The sequence below is a fragment of the Nakamurella sp. UYEF19 genome, from assembly GCF_040546275.1.
Classification (GTDB): Bacteria; Actinomycetota; Actinomycetes; order Mycobacteriales; family Nakamurellaceae; genus Nakamurella.
Genome location: NZ_JBEPNO010000022.1, coordinates 19,330 through 33,878 on the forward strand (window position 1 = coordinate 19,330; position 14,549 = coordinate 33,878).

Here is a 14,549-nt window from a genome sequence, read left to right on the forward strand (position 1 = left end):
CTGGCACCATGGGGCAGTGACCGTCTACCGCGATTCCGGTGTGGTGCTGCGGGTGACGAAGCTCGGCGAGGCCGATCGCATCATCACCCTGCTCACCCGTCGTGAGGGCCGCGTACGTGCGGTCGCGAAAGGCGTTCGCCGCACCAAGAGTCGGTTCGGGGGACGGCTGGAGCCGTTCAGCCACGTCGACCTGCAGCTGTACGCCGGACGCAACCTGGACATCGTCACGCAGGCCGTCGCGCTGGATTCGTTCGGGTCGCGGATCGCCGCCGACTACTCGCGCTACACCACGGCGACGGCCATCGTGGAGACCGTCGAGCGCCTGACCTCCGAGGAACGCGAGCCGTCCCTGAAGCTCTACCTGCTGCTGGTCTCGGTGTTGCGCGCACTGGCCGAGACCGACCGCGACCCGTCGCTGCTGCTCGATGCTTTCCTGGTCAGATCGATGTCGCTCGCCGGCTGGGCGCCGGCGCTCGAGGACTGTGCGCGATGCGGCGAGCCGGGGCCGCACGCCGCTTTCCACGTGCCTTCCGGTGGGCTGCTCTGCAGCGGCTGCCGGTCCGCGGGAGCGGCCCGGCCGGCACCGGGTGCGATCGCGTTGATGGCCGACCTCGCATCCGGCAACTGGCCGGCAGCCGAATCGGCCGACGGCTCGATGCGCCGGGAGGCGTCGGGTCTGATCGCCGCTCTCCTGCAGTGGCACATCGCACGCGGATTGAAGTCGTTGCCGCTGGTCGACCGCGGAAGCTATGCGGCGCCGCCACTGGAGTTGGGTGGTTACCCGGCAGTCACCCACCCCGCAGCGGCCGGCGGGTCGTCATGAGGGCCCGTCCGTCCCGTGCCCCTGCCATCCCGACGGTTCACCGGTCTCCTCATCCCCACACGAGCGGCGCCCAGCCTCCACCGATCCCGCTCGAGGCAGTCCCGGCCCACGTGGCGCTGGTGATGGACGGAAACGGCCGCTGGGCCAAGGCCAGGGGACTGCCGCGGACCGAGGGGCACAAGCTGGGGGAGGCGGCCCTGTTCGACGTGGTCGAGGGTTGCATCCAACTCGGCGTCAAACACCTGTCGGCCTACGCCTTCTCGACGGAGAACTGGAAGCGGTCACCGGACGAGGTCCGGTTCCTGATGGGGTTCAACCGGGACGTCATCCGCCGTCGTCGGGACGACATGCACGACCTCGGGGTCCGGGTGCGGTGGGCCGGCCGCCGGCCGCGGCTGTGGCGTAGCGTCATCCACGAACTCGAGGTGGCCGAGCAACTTACTGCCGCTAACGACGTCCTGACGCTGACCATGTGTGTCAACTACGGAGGCCGGGCGGAGATCGCCGACGCCGCCAAGGCCATCGCTCTCGAGGTGGCCGCTGGACGGGTCAACCCGGCGAAGGTGGACGAAGCGATGCTGGCGAAGTATCTCGACGAGCCCGACATGCCCGACGTCGACCTGTTCCTGCGCTCCTCCGGGGAGCAGCGCACCAGCAACTTCCTGCTCTGGCAGTCCGCCTACGCCGAGATGGTCTTCCTGGACACGCTCTTCCCCGATTTCGACCGCCGCCATCTCTGGCAGGCGTGCGAGATCTTCGCTGCCCGCACCCGCCGCTTCGGCGCGGCCACCGAGGTTCCACCGGGCCCCGACGTACCCGCGGTCGCCGAGAGCCCGGCCTCATGACGGACCTGCGACACAGCCACCCGACTCCGTCTCGGCCGCCGGCAGGACGTTCCTCTGGGAAGGTGCGCCCCCGCTACCAACCGGGATCGCTGGAGATCTTCGGCCTGATCCTGTTGACGGCGGTGCTGCTGCGCACCCAGTTGGCCGACCTTTTGACGAAGGTGCTGCCGTCGGGCTGGGCCACCGTCTTCGTCGCGATCTGCGTCCAGGCCACGCCGTTCCTGGTGCTCGGCGTGGTCGTCTCCGGAGCCATCGCGGCGTTCGTGCCAGCCAGCTTCTTCGCCAGGGTGATGCCCAGCAGTCCGGTCCTGGCGGTGCCGCTGGCCGGTGTCTGCGGCATCGCGCTCCCGGGGTGCGAGTGCGGTTCGGTGCCGATCGCCAACCGGTTGATCGACCGCGGCGTGCGGCCGTCGGCGGCGCTGGCGTTCCTGCTCTCCGCTCCGGCGATCAACCCGATCGTGCTGGTCGCCACCGCGGTGGCGTTCCAGGCGGAGCCGAGCATGGTCTGGGCGCGGCTGGTCGCCGGGCTGGTCACCGCTGTGCTGGTCGGCTGGATCTGGGAGCGGATCGGGCGCCCGGAGTGGATGAAGCCCAAACCTCGCAACCGGGTCACCGGGGCAGACGGTCAGGAGACCGGTCCTGCCGTCTTCCTGCCGACGGTGCGCGGCGACTTCACCCAGGCCGCCGGCTTCCTGGTGATCGGGGCCGCCGCGGCGGCGACGCTCAACACGTTGGTGCCGCGCGAGTTCATGGCCCACGTCGGATCCTCGGTGTTCCTGTCGATCCTGGTGATGGGCGCGTTGGCCTTCTTCCTCGCGCTCTGCTCGGAGTCCGACGCCTTCGTCGCGGCGTCGTTCTCCACCATTCCGGTGGTCGGCAAGCTGGTGTTCCTGACCGTTGGCCCGGCCGTCGACATCAAACTGTTCGCGATGCAGTCCGGGACGTTCGGGCGCCGGTTCGCCGTCCGGTTCGCGCCGGTGACGTTCGTCGTCGCCGTGCTGGTCGGGGTCGGCACCGGACTGCTCTTCTTCGGGGGGTGGCGCTGATGAACCGGACCACGCAGTCGGCGGTCATCGCCCTGCTCGGTGGCCTGCTCATCTCCATCACCGTGAGCGGTCGGTTCACGTCGTACGTCAAGCCCGGGTTCGGTCCCCTGCTGCTGATCGCCGGCGGGATCCTGATCCTGGTCGGCGTGCTGTCGATCGTGTCCGGCCTGCGGGCGGCCAAGAAGGTCGACGAGCTGGCTGAGGTCGAGGTGCAGATCGCTGCTCCGGTGCACTCCGGTCCGGCCGACCACGACGATTCCCACGGTCACTCGCACGAACGATCCAAGGCTCCCTGGTTGATCCTGGCGCCGATCCTGGTCCTCCTCCTGCTGGCCCCGCCGGCTCTCGGGGCTGATGCAGTCGCGCGCAACGCCGGGTCGCAGGCGCTGGCCGGTCTCGGCGGAGTGGCAGCCCCCTCGGGGACCGGCGCCGATGTCGGTGCCGGTGGCACCGCCGGTGGATACGCACCGAACGACGGCAGCGGTCACGGGATCGGCACCAAGGCATTCGCCAAGCAGCGCCCGACGATGTCGTTTCCCGCGCTGCCCGCGGGCAAGGACCCGGCGCTGACGCTCAAGGAATTCATCATGCGCGCGCTGTACGACGGCGGAGACTCGGTGTCGGACAACAACATCACCGTCGTCGGGTTCATCGCAGCGCCGGGCGACGGCTATACCGGCGGTTACTCGCTCGCTCGGATGACGATCAGCTGCTGTGCCGCCGACGCCAGCCCCATGCGGGTGCACGTCGACAGTGCGGCAAAGTACCCGGTGAACACCTGGGTGTCCGCGGTGATCAGCGCCCAGACCGGCACCGCGAGCGCCGACAACGACTACGTGCCGACCGTCGACCTGGTGTCGATCAGCACCATCACCCAGCCGTCCGACCCGTACGAGCACTGACCGGCGATCGGGTCCTGATCAGCGCAGCTCGCTGCGGAGCGCCTCGGCCAGGGTGGCGTGGCTGAACACGAAGCCGGAGTCGGTGAGTACCTTCGGCACGGCGTTCTGGCCGGCCACGATCTCCTCGGCGAAGTCGCCCACCACGGCCTTCAGAGCGAACGTGGGCACGATCCACGGGGTCGGCCGGTGGAGTTGGTGGCCCAGTTCTTTGGTGAACGCCGCGTTGGTCACCGGTTCCGGCGCGGTCAGGTTCACCGGACCGGAGACGTCCGCAGTGAGCAGGTGCACGATGGCGTCGATCTCGTCGGTGGCCGAGATCCACGGGTAGAACTGCTTGCCGGAACCGAGCTTTCCGCCTGCGAACAACTTCGTGATGAGCGTGAGCCTTGGCAGCAGCCCGGCCTCGTGGCCGAGCACCAGACCGGTGCGCAGGTGCACCACCCGGACGCCGCCGTCATCGGCCGTAGCCGTTGCGCGCTCCCAGTCCACGCAGACCCCGGCCAGGAAGGTAGTCCCGGCGTGCTCGGTCTCGACCACCGGCTCGGCGCCACGCGGCCCGTAGTAGCCGACGGCGGACCCGTTGATCAGCGCCGGGACACCTGCCGCAGCACACTTCTCGGCCAGTAGCCGGGTCGGGTTGACCCGGGACGTGCGGATCAGCTCGCGATAGGCGGAGTTCCATCGCTTGTCACCGACGCCGACACCGCACAGGTTCACCACGGCATCGGCGCCGTCCAGCACCGAGGCGTCCAGCTCACCCGCGTCAGGATTCCAGGTGACCTGGTCTGCGCCCTTCGGAGCGCTGCGCACCAGCTGCGTGACCTGGTGCCCGCCCGACTTCAACTTCTTGAGCAGGCGCTGACCGAGGAACCCACTCGAACCTGCCGCGATGATGTGCATCGAACAACGACTCCCATCCACTGGAACTCACGGGAACGCATTGGCACGCTGGTCCTACAGCCCGAGATCGCCTTCGAACTCGCCCGCTTCGATGCGCTTCTTGACGGCCGCGAGGAACCGCGAGGCGTCGGCACCGTCGATGTTGCGGTGGTCGTAGGACATCGCCAGGTACATCATCGAGCGGATCGCGATGACCTCGCCGCCATCGGCGTCCAGGGCCACCACCGGGCGCTTGACGATCGCGCCGGTGCCCAGGATCGCGGACTGCGGCGGGACGAAGATCGGGGTGTCGAACAGCGCCCCGACCGAGCCCGTATTCGTGATGGTGAACGTCCCGCCGGATAGATCGTCCGGTCCGACCTTGTTGCTGCGGGTGCGGGCGGCCAGGTCGGCGATCTTGCGGGCGATGCCGCCGATGTTGAGGTCGTCGGCCTCCTTGATCACCGGCACGATCAGACCACGGGGCGTGTCGACGGCGATGCCGAGGTTGACCGAGCCGTGGTAGGTGATCTCCTTGATGTCCTCCGACAGTGACGAATTGACCACCGGGTAGAGCTTCAGACCTTCGATGGCGGCCTTGACGAAGAACGGCAGGAACGAGAGCTTGACGCCTTCGCGCGCCTCGAAACCGGCCTTGGCCTTCGCCCGCAGGGTGGCGACCCTCGTGACGTCGACCTCGATGACGGTCGTCAGCTGGGCGGCGGTCTGCAGCCCGTACAGCATGTTCTTGGCGATCGACTGACGGATCCGCGGCAGCTTCTGGGTGGTGCCGATCAGCGCGGTGGCCGCGGCGTCCGCGACCGGCTTGGTGGCCGCCGGTGCCGAAGGTGAAGGTGCGGCCGGTGCTGCTGCCGCCGGGGGAGCGGCGGCCTTCGCGGCCTCGGCCGCCGCGGCAGCCTCGGTCGCCGCAGTTGCGGCCTTCACCGCTTCGCCGGCCGCGACGACGTCCTCGCGGCGGATCCGACCGCCGACACCGGTCCCGGTGACGGTCGAGAGGTCGACACCCTGATCGGCGGCGAGCTTGCGGATCACCGGAGTGACGTAGCTGGTGCTCGCGGGCTTCTCGGCCGGCTGCCAGTCGGTCGCTACCGGCTTCGCGGCCGGAGCCGCAGCATCCGGGGACTGCGTGACCGGTGCGGGCGCAGATGGCGACTCGGCCTTCGCCGCGGCCGGTGTGGTCGTCGGCTCGGCCGGAGCCGGATCGGGTGCGGAATCGGGCACCGCGGTGGCCGGGGGTTCGGGCTGGGCGGCGGGTGCTGGCTGGGCGGCGGGTGCGGGCTGGGCGGCGGGTGCGGGTTCGGGCTCCGGCGCTCTGGGGGCGGCGGGCGCCGCACCCTTGTCACCGATGACGGCGAGCTGACCACCGACCTCCACGGTGCCGTCCTCCTCGACCGAGATCTCCAGCAGGGTGCCGGCGACCGGCGAGGGGACCTCGGTGTCGACCTTGTCGGTGGAGATCTCGACCAACGGCTCGTCGACCGCGACGTCGTCACCGACGGCCTTCAGCCAGCGGGTGACGGTGCCCTCGGTGACGGATTCGCCCATGGCGGGCAACAGGATCGGCGTCCCGCTGCCGGTGGGTGCTGCGGCCTCGGCGACCGGCTTCTCGGCGGGAGTGTCGACATCGGTGGACGGCTTCTGCGGCTCGGGCGCCTCGGCGGCCGGCACGGCCTCGGGTTCGGGGGCGGGTTCGGCAGCCGCGGGTTCTGTAGCCTCGGGTTCGGCAGCCTCGGGTTCTGCCGTGGCCACCGGTTCCGGTGCAGCTTCGGGTTCGGCAGCGGCGGTGGCGCCCGACCCGTCACCGATGACGGCGAGCTCGGCACCGACCTCGGCCGTCTCGTCCTCGGCGACGACGATCTTCTCCAGGACGCCCGCGAAGGGCGAGGGGATCTCGGTGTCGACCTTGTCGGTGGAGATCTCGACCAAGGGTTCGTCGACGGCGACCTCGTCGCCGACCTCCTTGAGCCACCGGGTGACAGTGCCTTCGGTCACGCTCTCTCCGAGAGCCGGCATCTGCACGGAATTCGACATGGATTCTCTTCCCTACCTGGTCGACGAGCTGATCGTGTGCGTTGCGTGGTGCGGGTGTTGCGGACTACAGGTGGTGCTGATGCCGGGAGGTCCTGCGGGACGTCAGTTGTGGACGTGCAGCGGTTTGCCTGCCATCGCCAGCATGGCCTCGCCGATGGCCTCGTACTGCGTCGGGTGCGCATGGACGAGCGGTGCGACGTCCTCCGGATGAGCCTCCCACCCGACGATCATCTGGGCCTCGCCGATCAGGTCACCGACCCGGGCTCCGACCAGGTGGACGCCGATCACCGGACCGTTCTTGACGCGGATGGCCTTGACACCGCCCGCGGTCCGCAGGATCTGCGACTTGGGGTTGCCGCCGAGGTCGTACAGGAGCGTCTCGATGTTGTCGACGCCATGCACCTCGATGGCTTTGGCCTCGCTCAGGCCGACGGAGGCGATCTGCGGGTCCGAATAGGTGATCTTGGGGATCAGCGAGTCGGGGATGACGGCCGGGTTCATCCCGGCGATCTCCTCGGCGACGAACATGCCGTGCTGGAATCCACGGTGGGCCAACTGCAGCCCTGGCACGATGTCGCCGACGGCGTAGACGTGCGGGAGGTTGGTCCGCAGCCGCTCGTCCGTCGGGACGAAGCCGCGGTCCATGTTGAGCCCGGCCTCCTCGAAACCGCAGCCGGCGGTGGCAGCGCCCCGACCCACCGCGACCAGCAGCAGGTCGGCGGAGAACGACTTGCCGTCCTCCAGGGTGACCGTCACACCGCTCTCGTCCTGCGTGACGCCGGCGAACCGGACGCCGGTGGAGAACGCGATCTTGCGCTTGCGGAAGGCGCGCTCGAACAGCTTCTGGGCCCATGGGTCCTCGGCCGGGACCAGGCTGGGCAGGGCTTCGATGATCGTCACCTTGGTACCGAAGGAGGCCCAGACCGAGGCGAATTCGACGCCGATGACGCCGCCGCCGAGCACGATCGCCGACTCCGGGATCCACTCGAGACCGAGGGCCTGCTCGCTGGTGATCACTCGGCCCTCGATGGCCAGACCCGGTAGCGATCGGGAGTAGGAACCGGTGGCCAGCACCACGTCGGTGCCCAGGTAGCGGTCGTCGCCGACCACGACCGTGTTCGGCCCGACGAAGGTGCCCTTGCCGTCGACGACGGTGATGCCGCGGGACTTGATCAGCCCTTGTAGGCCCTTGTAGGCCTTGTTGACGATCCCGTCCTTGTACTTGAGCAGGCCTGGCACGTCCACCCCGTCGAAGGTGGTCCTCAGGCCGTAGGCGGCACCTTCACGGGCGTCGTCGGCGACCTCCGCGGCATGCAGCAGGGTTTTCGTCGGGACGCATCCACGGTGCAGGCACGTGCCGCCCAGCTTGTCCTTCTCGATCAGGACGACGGAGGATCCCAGCTCGGCTGCGCGCAGTGCTGCTGCATATCCGGCTGACCCTCCACCGAGTACGACCAGGTCGACGGTGGTGTCGGTCATTGACAACGAACTCCTCGGGCTCTCGTGGAATCAACATCGGCGGCGCCGGCGTGATCGCGAGTGCGTCACGGCGCCGTCGGTGCGTTCTCCATCTTGACATCTGAAGCGGCCCCGGCGCGCCGCGGGTGCAGCTTGCGCAGCGCGGGTGCGACCGCACCCCACGCCGACACCTGTGAACCCGGCCCGTCGTTGACACGTCTTCCTCGACCTGATGGTCGACACTGTTGTCAACACGTCGGCCGGTGACCATCGCGCCGCCATTCGCCGACGGCGTAACGCTCGCCGAGCTGGAGGAAGAACATGAGCTGGCTGTCCAGGAAGAAGCCCGGGCGGACGTCGGGTGAGGACAGCCCCCGCGCGCAGCGAAAGGCCGCGATCGAGTTCCTGACCGAGTGGACCTCGGCGCGCCGGGGAGTGGAGGCATACGTCGAGCCCAAGACCTCCGTCACCCCGGTGACGGTGCTGCTGGTCGCCCACGACGGCGAGTTCACCCGCAAGCCGGTCGATTCGCCGGACGCGGCCAAGAACTTCGCCCATGACCTGGAGATCCCGGTCTACGACGCGACCATCGTGGGCTACCCGCAGCGCATGCGCGACTACTCCCGCCGCCACAAGATCATGGAGGAGCGCGCCCAGCGCAAGTTCCTCGGCGACCTCTGACCCCCGCCCCCGCGCTCCACAACTTCGACGGCGCCCGCAGTGGATCAACCACGCCGGGCCCCCGCGCTTATCAACTTCGACGGCGCTCATGAAGTGGTCGATTTCTGTCACTTCCGCCACAAAACCGCGACGTTGATAAGCGCGGTAGAAGTTGATAAGCGCGGTGGGTCGGCGATGGGTCGGGAACCCCCGGTCAGCCGGCTGTGCCTGCGACGTCGGCGATGACCGCCAGCAGGGTGCGCACGGGTACACCGGTACCGCCGGAACCTTGGTAGCCGTAGGGCTTTCCGGTGTTGAACGCCGGCCCCGCGACGTCCAGGTGGGCCCACGGCAGCCCCTCGGGCACGAAGCAGCTCAGGAAGTGACCGGCCACCAGCATCCCGCCGACCCGGTCCCAGTTGATGTTCTGCAGATCAGCGATCGACGAGTCGATGCTGTCGCGCAGCTCCTCGGGCAGCGGCATGGCCCAGCCGCCCTCGCCGACCTCGCGGGCCAGCTCGGCCACCCGGTCGCGCAGCGCCTCGGAGCCCATGACGGCCATCGTCCGGTTGCCGAGGGCCACCACCTGGGCGCCGGTGAGCGTCGAGGTCTCCAGCAGGAAGTCCGGCTTCTCCTGCGCAGCCCTGACGATCGCGTCGGCCAGCACGATGCGGCCCTCGGCGTCGGTGTTCAGGATGTGCACGGTCTTGCCGGGTTCGCCGTTCGCGCCGTAGTGCCGGATGACGTCACCCGGACGGTAGGACGAACCGGACGGCAGGTTTTCGGCGAGCGCCGCCCAGGCGGTGACGGCGACGGGGAGCTCCAGGGCCGCAGCGGCGATGACGGTGGCCACCACGCAGGCGGCTCCGGACATATCGCTGGTCATGTTCTCCATGCCCTGCGCCGGCTTGATCGACAGCCCGCCCGAGTCGAACGTGATGCCCTTGCCGACCAGCGCCACCGATTTCGTGGCACCGGCGGGGGAGTAGGTGATCCGGACCAGGCGCGGCGGGCGGGTGGAGCCGGCGCCGACCGCGAGGATCCCGCCGTAGCCACCTTCGGCCAACTGCTTCTCATCGAGTACCTCGACGCTCAGACCAGCGGTCTCCGCGGCGGCGGTGGCCCGCTCGGCGAAGGCGGCCGGGTAGAGGTCGTTCGGTGCGGTGTTGATCAGGTCGCGCGCGAGCAGCACACCCTCGGCCGTCACCACTGCCGATCGAAGCGTGGCCTTCGTGGCCTTGTCGTTGCGCTCGACGGTCAGCGCGATGGTCGCGACCGGCGCCTTGGCGGGCGTCTTGTAGCGATCGAACACGTACGCGCCCAACAGATGTCCCTGGGCGGCGGACGACAGGTCAAGCAGCCCGAGGGTCGAGGTCACCGAACTGCGGCCGGCCAGGGCTCGTGACGTGGTCCCGGCGGCCTTGCGCAACACCTCGGCGTCGAACTTCTCCACCGGACCCAGCCCGACGACGGCCACGACGGCGGCGGCGACCGTGCCGTCGCCGGGGACCAGGGTCAGCTCGCCGGCCTTTCCGGACGCGCCGGTCAGCGCGGCGGCCGATACGGCTTCGGCGAAGATCTGGTCGACGGCGACCGGGCCGTCGGTGCCGGCGTACGCGCCGACGACCAGGACGTCGGACTTGGCCTCGAGCGGGTCGGTGGTGGTCAGGGAAAGCGCTGTCATGTGCTGCTGCTCCTTCATCGTGGGTCTGCCCAGCACGGTAGCCGCCGGTTGTCGGCCGGGGCGCAGCACCGTAGTCACCGCCTCACCGACCGGGGCACTACCGTCTTGAGTCATGTCTGTTGATTCCGCACCCGACCTGCTGCTGTCCCCGCTCCACGAGGCCCATGTCGAACTGGGCGCAACGATGGGAGCGTTCGGCGGGTGGGACATGCCCATCTCCTACGCCGGAGCCGGAGTGGTCGCCGAGCACACCGCCGTTCGCGGGACGGTCGGCATCTTCGACGTCTCGCACCTGGGCAAGGCGTCGGTCACGGGAGCGGGTGCAGCTGGCTTCGTCAACAGCTGCCTGAGCGCGGACCTTGAGAAGATCGGCCCGGGTCAGGCGCAGTACACGTTGTGCTGCAACACCTCCGGTGGCGTCATCGATGACCTGATCGCCTACCTGGTGAGCGAGGACGAGGTCTTCCTGGTGCCCAACGCGGCCAACACTGCCGACGTGGTCGCCGCCCTGACGCAGGCCGCGCCGGCCGGGATCGAGGTGCGGAACCTCCACCGCGATTTCGGCGTGATCGCGGTCCAGGGCCCGCTCGCCGGCGAGGTGGTGGCGGCCCTCGGCCTGCCCACCGACCTGGAATACATGGCGTGGGCCGACGGTGGTTGGTCGGACGGCGGTGGGCTTCCGGTCAAGGTCCGGGTCTGCCGGACGGGCTACAGCGGTGAGTACGGGTTCGAACTGCTGCCGCCCTGGGGTGCGGCCCGCGGTCTGTGGGACAGGCTGGTGGCAGAGGCCGCCGCACGGAGTGGCCGACCGGCCGGTCTTGGTGCCCGCGACACCCTGCGGACCGAGATGGGCTATCCGCTGCACGGACAGGATCTGGGTCCTTCGATCAGTCCGGTGCAGGCCGGATCCGGCTGGGCCGTCGGCTGGAAGAAGTCGGCGTTCTTCGGCCGCGACGCGCTGCTCGCCGAGAAGCAGGAGGGCCCGATGCGAAGGCTCCGTGGTCTGGAGGCGCTGGATCGCGGGGTGCTGCGTCCACATCTGCAGGTCATCGGGGCTGATGGCACGGCGATCGGTGAGACCACGTCCGGAACGTTCTCGCCGACGTTGGGCAAGGGCATCGGTCTCGCGCTGATCGACACGGCGGCCGGCATCCAGGACGGCGACCAGATCGCGGTCGACGTCCGTGGCCGGTCGTTGCGGGTGCGGGTGGTCAAGCCGCCGTTCGTGCCGTCGCACGTGAGGTAGACCCTGCGCGCGTGAGATGGCACGGGTCGCCCCGGTGAATCTCGGATGCATCTGGGACTGGTGCCACGCTACGTTCGCCGGATGACCGAACCCCTTCTCTCGACCGCTGACGAACGCATCAACCCGCCGTTCACCGGGTCCGAAAGAGCGCAGCTGGAGGCGTGGCTGGAGGTCCACCGAGCGACGCTGCTGTTCAAATGCGGTGGGCTGAACAGCAATCAGCTCAAGCTGCGGTCCGTACCGCCCTCGGCGCTGAGCCTGCTGGGACTGGTGCGCCACATGGCCGAGGTGGAGCGGAACTGGTTCCGTCGAGTGCTGGGTGGCCAGGACGCACCTAGTCTCTACTGCACCGAGGAACATCCGGACGGTGACTTCGACCTGGTCGAGAATGCCTCCGCAGTCGATGATCTCGTCACCTACCGGGCGGAGGTCGACGAAGCACGCACGCTCGCGTCACGGTCGTCGGACCTGGGTGGTGTCGGAGCGGGCAAACGGCGCGGGCAGGATGTCTCGCTCCGCTGGATCTACATCCACATGATCGAGGAGTACGCCCGCCACAACGGCCACGCCGACCTGCTCCGGGAGTGCGTTGACGGCACCGTCGGGGAGTGAGCGCAGTTGCCCAGCGAGTCGAGTGGGGTACGGCGGTACTCGAATTGCGGTGCTGGGTCGGGGCTGCCGAACGAGATCGGACACCGGAGCCGAGACAGCCTGCAGCGGGGCGATGTCGACATCCACCCCGGCGGCATTGATGGCTCCGATGTTCAGCGCCACCTCGGTCTGGTGCTGCGCGGCGGCCGGCAGCACCGCGGTGCTGGCGATCTCGAGGGTCGAGCGGGCCTCGACGCCGATGCTGCGCGTGTCCTGCTCCAGTCCGATCTCCTACGGGCTGTGCATCTCGCGGTGTGAGAAGACGCTGTACTTCTCGAACAGCGCCATCGCCTCGTCGGTGATCAGCTCCGGCAGCGCGGCGATCGTGCTGCGCAGGTTCTCCAGGCCGCGCGCGGCGGCCTCTTCCTGCCATTCCGCGTCTTGCCGTTGGGGTTGTCCAGGATGTAGGCCGGGCTGGTCGTTCCGCTCTGCGGAAGCAGGGTCCCACCCGGTGTAGCCGCGGGCCTCGAAGGTGTTGCGCAGACCGCCGTTGGGGAAGCTCGACCCGTCCGGTTCACCCTGGATCAGGGTCTTGGAGGCGAACTCGGCGAGCGAGAGTCCGCCGCCGGCCGGCTCGAAGAAGCTGTCGTGCTTCTCGGCCGTCAGACCGGTCAGCGGGTAGACGACGTGGGAGTAGTGGGTACACCCCTTCTCCATCGCCCAGTCCTTCATGGCGGAGGCGACCGAGTCGGCCACCATCTGGTCCAGCTTGGCCGAATGTTCCATGGTGGCGATCAGGGACTTGTAGACGAGCTTGGGCAGGCGCCTCTGCATCACCGACAGGCTGAAGACGTTCTCGAGTCCGGATGGAACCCGACCTGGAAAACGTAGGGATGCGCCGTATCCGCGTGTTTCCGTTCCATGAACCCTGCGATCAGGACAGAACCGACACGAAGGTCTGCCGGCATGGTGCCGGGTCGCGGGTAGGTGGCACGGGGTCGCAGGTCGGTCGTCTCGCCCGCAGTAGGCCGACGGGTGGATAGTCGGACGTCCGATGGTCGTAGTAGATTCTGGCTATGACGAGCGCCTTCTCCCGGACCACCAACCCATCGCCGGTGTCGGAAGAGCGTCGCGCCGAGATTCTCTCCGCACCGGGATTCGGGAAGTACTTCACCGACCACATGGTCGTCATCGACTACGACAACGGCGCCTGGCACGACCCGAGAGTCGTTCCCTACGGCCCGTTCTCGCTCGATCCGGCGACGATGGTGCTGCACTACGCGCAGGAGATCTTCGAAGGGCTCAAGGGCTACGCCCAGCCCGACGGGTCGGTGGCGACCTTCCGGCCGTACGCCAACGCGGCCCGGCTGAACCGCTCGGCCGACCGATTGGGCATGCCGCAGCTGCCCGAGGACGTCTTCGTCGACTCGCTCCGGGAGCTCACCGCTGCCGATCGTGGGTGGGTGCCGACGGGCGACGAGGCCTCCCTGTACTTCCGGCCTTTCATGTTCGCCGCCGAGGTTGGTCTGGGGGTGCGCCCGGCGAACAAGTACGTCTACTCGGTGATCGCGTCGCCGGCCGGCGCCTACTTCTCCGGCGGAATCAAGCCGGTCAGCGTGTGGTGGTCGACGGAGTACGTCCGAGCGGCTCCGGGCGGGATGGGCTTCGCCAAGACCGGCGGCAACTACGCCGCATCGCTGGCGGCCCAGGCTCAGGCCGCTGACCAGGGCTGCGACCAGGTCGTCTGGCTCGACGCCGTGGAGCGGCGGTGGGTCGAGGAGATGGGCGGGATGAACCTGTTCTTCGTCTTCGGGGCCGGTCCTGACGCCGAGGTGGTCACTCCTGAGCTGTCGGGCTCCCTGCTGCCCGGTGTCACTCGCGATTCGCTGCTGCAACTGGCGCGTGACCGCGGCTACCGGACGTCCGAACGACGGGTCTCCACCGACGAGTGGGCCAAAAAGGTCGACTCCGAGGAGCTCACCGAGGTGTTCGCGTGTGGGACCGCCGCCGTCATCACACCGGTCGGCTCCGTCAAGCACGCCGAGGGCGGATTCGACATCGGCGGTGGTCTGCCCGGCCCGATCACCATGGAGCTCCGCGAGGCCCTGACCGGCCTCCAGCGCGGTGCCCTACCCGACCCCCACGGCTGGATGCTCCCGCTCGCCTGAGCAATGACCTGTCTCCGGGCCTGACGCCACGGCGCTTCAGACCGGGCCCCTGTGCGCAGTTTGGCCGGGCCGCCTCCGGCTGGATCAGTCGGCCCGCCCCTTGCGCATACAGGACTGCTGCGCGCATACCGAACTGCCCGAAAGTCGGCTTTCTGGCACGATTTCGGGCTTCCTGTATGCGCAGGGAAGTTCCTG

At 68.9% G+C, this 14,549-nt stretch carries 13 protein-coding genes and 1 pseudogene; 8 read left to right on the plus strand and 6 right to left on the minus strand.

Features of this window, described 5'->3' with window-relative positions; translation table 11 throughout:
• Window positions 1–16: 16 nt before the first annotated feature.
• The 4 genes from recO to ABIB25_RS22555 all read left to right on the plus strand — a co-directional run bounded on the left by recO (window position 17) and on the right by ABIB25_RS22555 (window position 3,616).
• On the plus strand, window positions 17–823 hold the full coding sequence (recO, locus tag ABIB25_RS22540; RefSeq protein ID WP_354530773.1) for a DNA repair protein RecO: 807 nt from the start codon (window positions 17–19) through the stop codon (window positions 821–823).
• Window positions 820–1,668, plus strand: a complete 849-nt coding sequence (locus ABIB25_RS22545; protein ID WP_354530774.1) for an isoprenyl transferase — start codon at window positions 820–822, stop codon at window positions 1,666–1,668. The genes recO and ABIB25_RS22545 overlap by 4 nt, the downstream gene beginning before the upstream one ends.
• A 62-nt stretch (window positions 1,669–1,730) precedes the next feature.
• On the plus strand, window positions 1,731–2,714 hold the full coding sequence (locus ABIB25_RS22550; protein ID WP_354530775.1) for a permease: 984 nt from the start codon (window positions 1,731–1,733) through the stop codon (window positions 2,712–2,714).
• Window positions 2,714–3,616 carry a TIGR03943 family putative permease subunit gene (locus tag ABIB25_RS22555; protein WP_354530776.1) on the plus strand — a complete coding sequence of 301 codons (903 nt, stop codon included), beginning with the start codon at window positions 2,714–2,716 and terminating at the stop codon, window positions 3,614–3,616. Before ABIB25_RS22550 ends, ABIB25_RS22555 begins: the two co-directional genes overlap by 1 nt.
• A gap of 18 nt (window positions 3,617–3,634) precedes the next feature.
• Here ABIB25_RS22555 and ABIB25_RS22560 read toward each other — a convergent pair whose 3' ends face one another.
• The 3 genes from ABIB25_RS22560 to lpdA form a co-directional block, all read right to left on the minus strand.
• Entirely contained in the window at window positions 3,635–4,516 is an 882-nt protein-coding gene (locus ABIB25_RS22560) for a TIGR01777 family oxidoreductase (protein WP_354530777.1), read from the minus strand.
• Window positions 4,517–4,570: 54 nt separating this feature from the next.
• On the minus strand, window positions 4,571–6,547 hold the full coding sequence (gene sucB / locus ABIB25_RS22565) for a 2-oxoglutarate dehydrogenase, E2 component, dihydrolipoamide succinyltransferase (RefSeq protein ID WP_354530778.1): 1,977 nt from the start codon (window positions 6,545–6,547) through the stop codon (window positions 4,571–4,573).
• Window positions 6,548–6,649: 102 nt separating this feature from the next.
• The gene (lpdA, locus tag ABIB25_RS22570; protein WP_354530779.1) at window positions 6,650–8,026 is read right to left on the minus strand and encodes a dihydrolipoyl dehydrogenase; all 1,377 of its coding nucleotides are present in this window, start codon (window positions 8,024–8,026) and stop codon (window positions 6,650–6,652) included.
• A 300-nt stretch (window positions 8,027–8,326) separates the two neighbouring features.
• On the opposite strand from lpdA, the gene ABIB25_RS22575 reads away from it, so the two are divergent.
• Entirely contained in the window at window positions 8,327–8,686 is a 360-nt protein-coding gene (locus ABIB25_RS22575) for a hypothetical protein (RefSeq protein WP_354530780.1), read from the plus strand.
• Between the two features lie 193 nt (window positions 8,687–8,879).
• Here the strand turns inward: ABIB25_RS22575 and ABIB25_RS22580 are convergent, their stop codons facing one another.
• A complete protein-coding gene (locus ABIB25_RS22580; RefSeq protein ID WP_354530781.1) occupies window positions 8,880–10,349 on the minus strand; it encodes a leucyl aminopeptidase in 1,470 nt (489 codons plus the stop codon).
• 112 nt (window positions 10,350–10,461) lie between these two features.
• Between ABIB25_RS22580 and gcvT the strand changes: the two genes are divergently transcribed.
• Both gcvT and ABIB25_RS22590 read left to right on the plus strand, forming a co-directional pair.
• A complete protein-coding gene (gene gcvT / locus ABIB25_RS22585; protein ID WP_354530782.1) occupies window positions 10,462–11,595 on the plus strand; it encodes a glycine cleavage system aminomethyltransferase GcvT in 1,134 nt (377 codons plus the stop codon).
• Between the two features lie 81 nt (window positions 11,596–11,676).
• The gene (locus ABIB25_RS22590; protein WP_354530783.1) at window positions 11,677–12,207 is read left to right on the plus strand and encodes a DinB family protein; all 531 of its coding nucleotides are present in this window, start codon (window positions 11,677–11,679) and stop codon (window positions 12,205–12,207) included.
• Window positions 12,208–12,477: 270 nt separating this feature from the next.
• Here ABIB25_RS22590 and ABIB25_RS22595 read toward each other — a convergent pair whose 3' ends face one another.
• Both ABIB25_RS22595 and ABIB25_RS22600 read right to left on the minus strand, forming a co-directional pair.
• Complete coding sequence (locus tag ABIB25_RS22595; protein WP_354530837.1) at window positions 12,478–12,591, minus strand: hypothetical protein; 114 nt, start codon at window positions 12,589–12,591, stop codon at window positions 12,478–12,480.
• Between the two features lie 32 nt (window positions 12,592–12,623).
• A pseudogene (locus ABIB25_RS22600) lies at window positions 12,624–13,044 on the minus strand (glutamine synthetase III domain-containing protein); the annotation flags it as partial.
• Between the two features lie 218 nt (window positions 13,045–13,262).
• Here ABIB25_RS22600 and ABIB25_RS22605 point away from each other — a divergent pair.
• The gene (locus tag ABIB25_RS22605) at window positions 13,263–14,354 is read left to right on the plus strand and encodes a branched-chain amino acid aminotransferase (protein WP_354530784.1); all 1,092 of its coding nucleotides are present in this window, start codon (window positions 13,263–13,265) and stop codon (window positions 14,352–14,354) included.
• The last annotated feature ends 195 nt before the right edge of the window (window positions 14,355–14,549 follow it).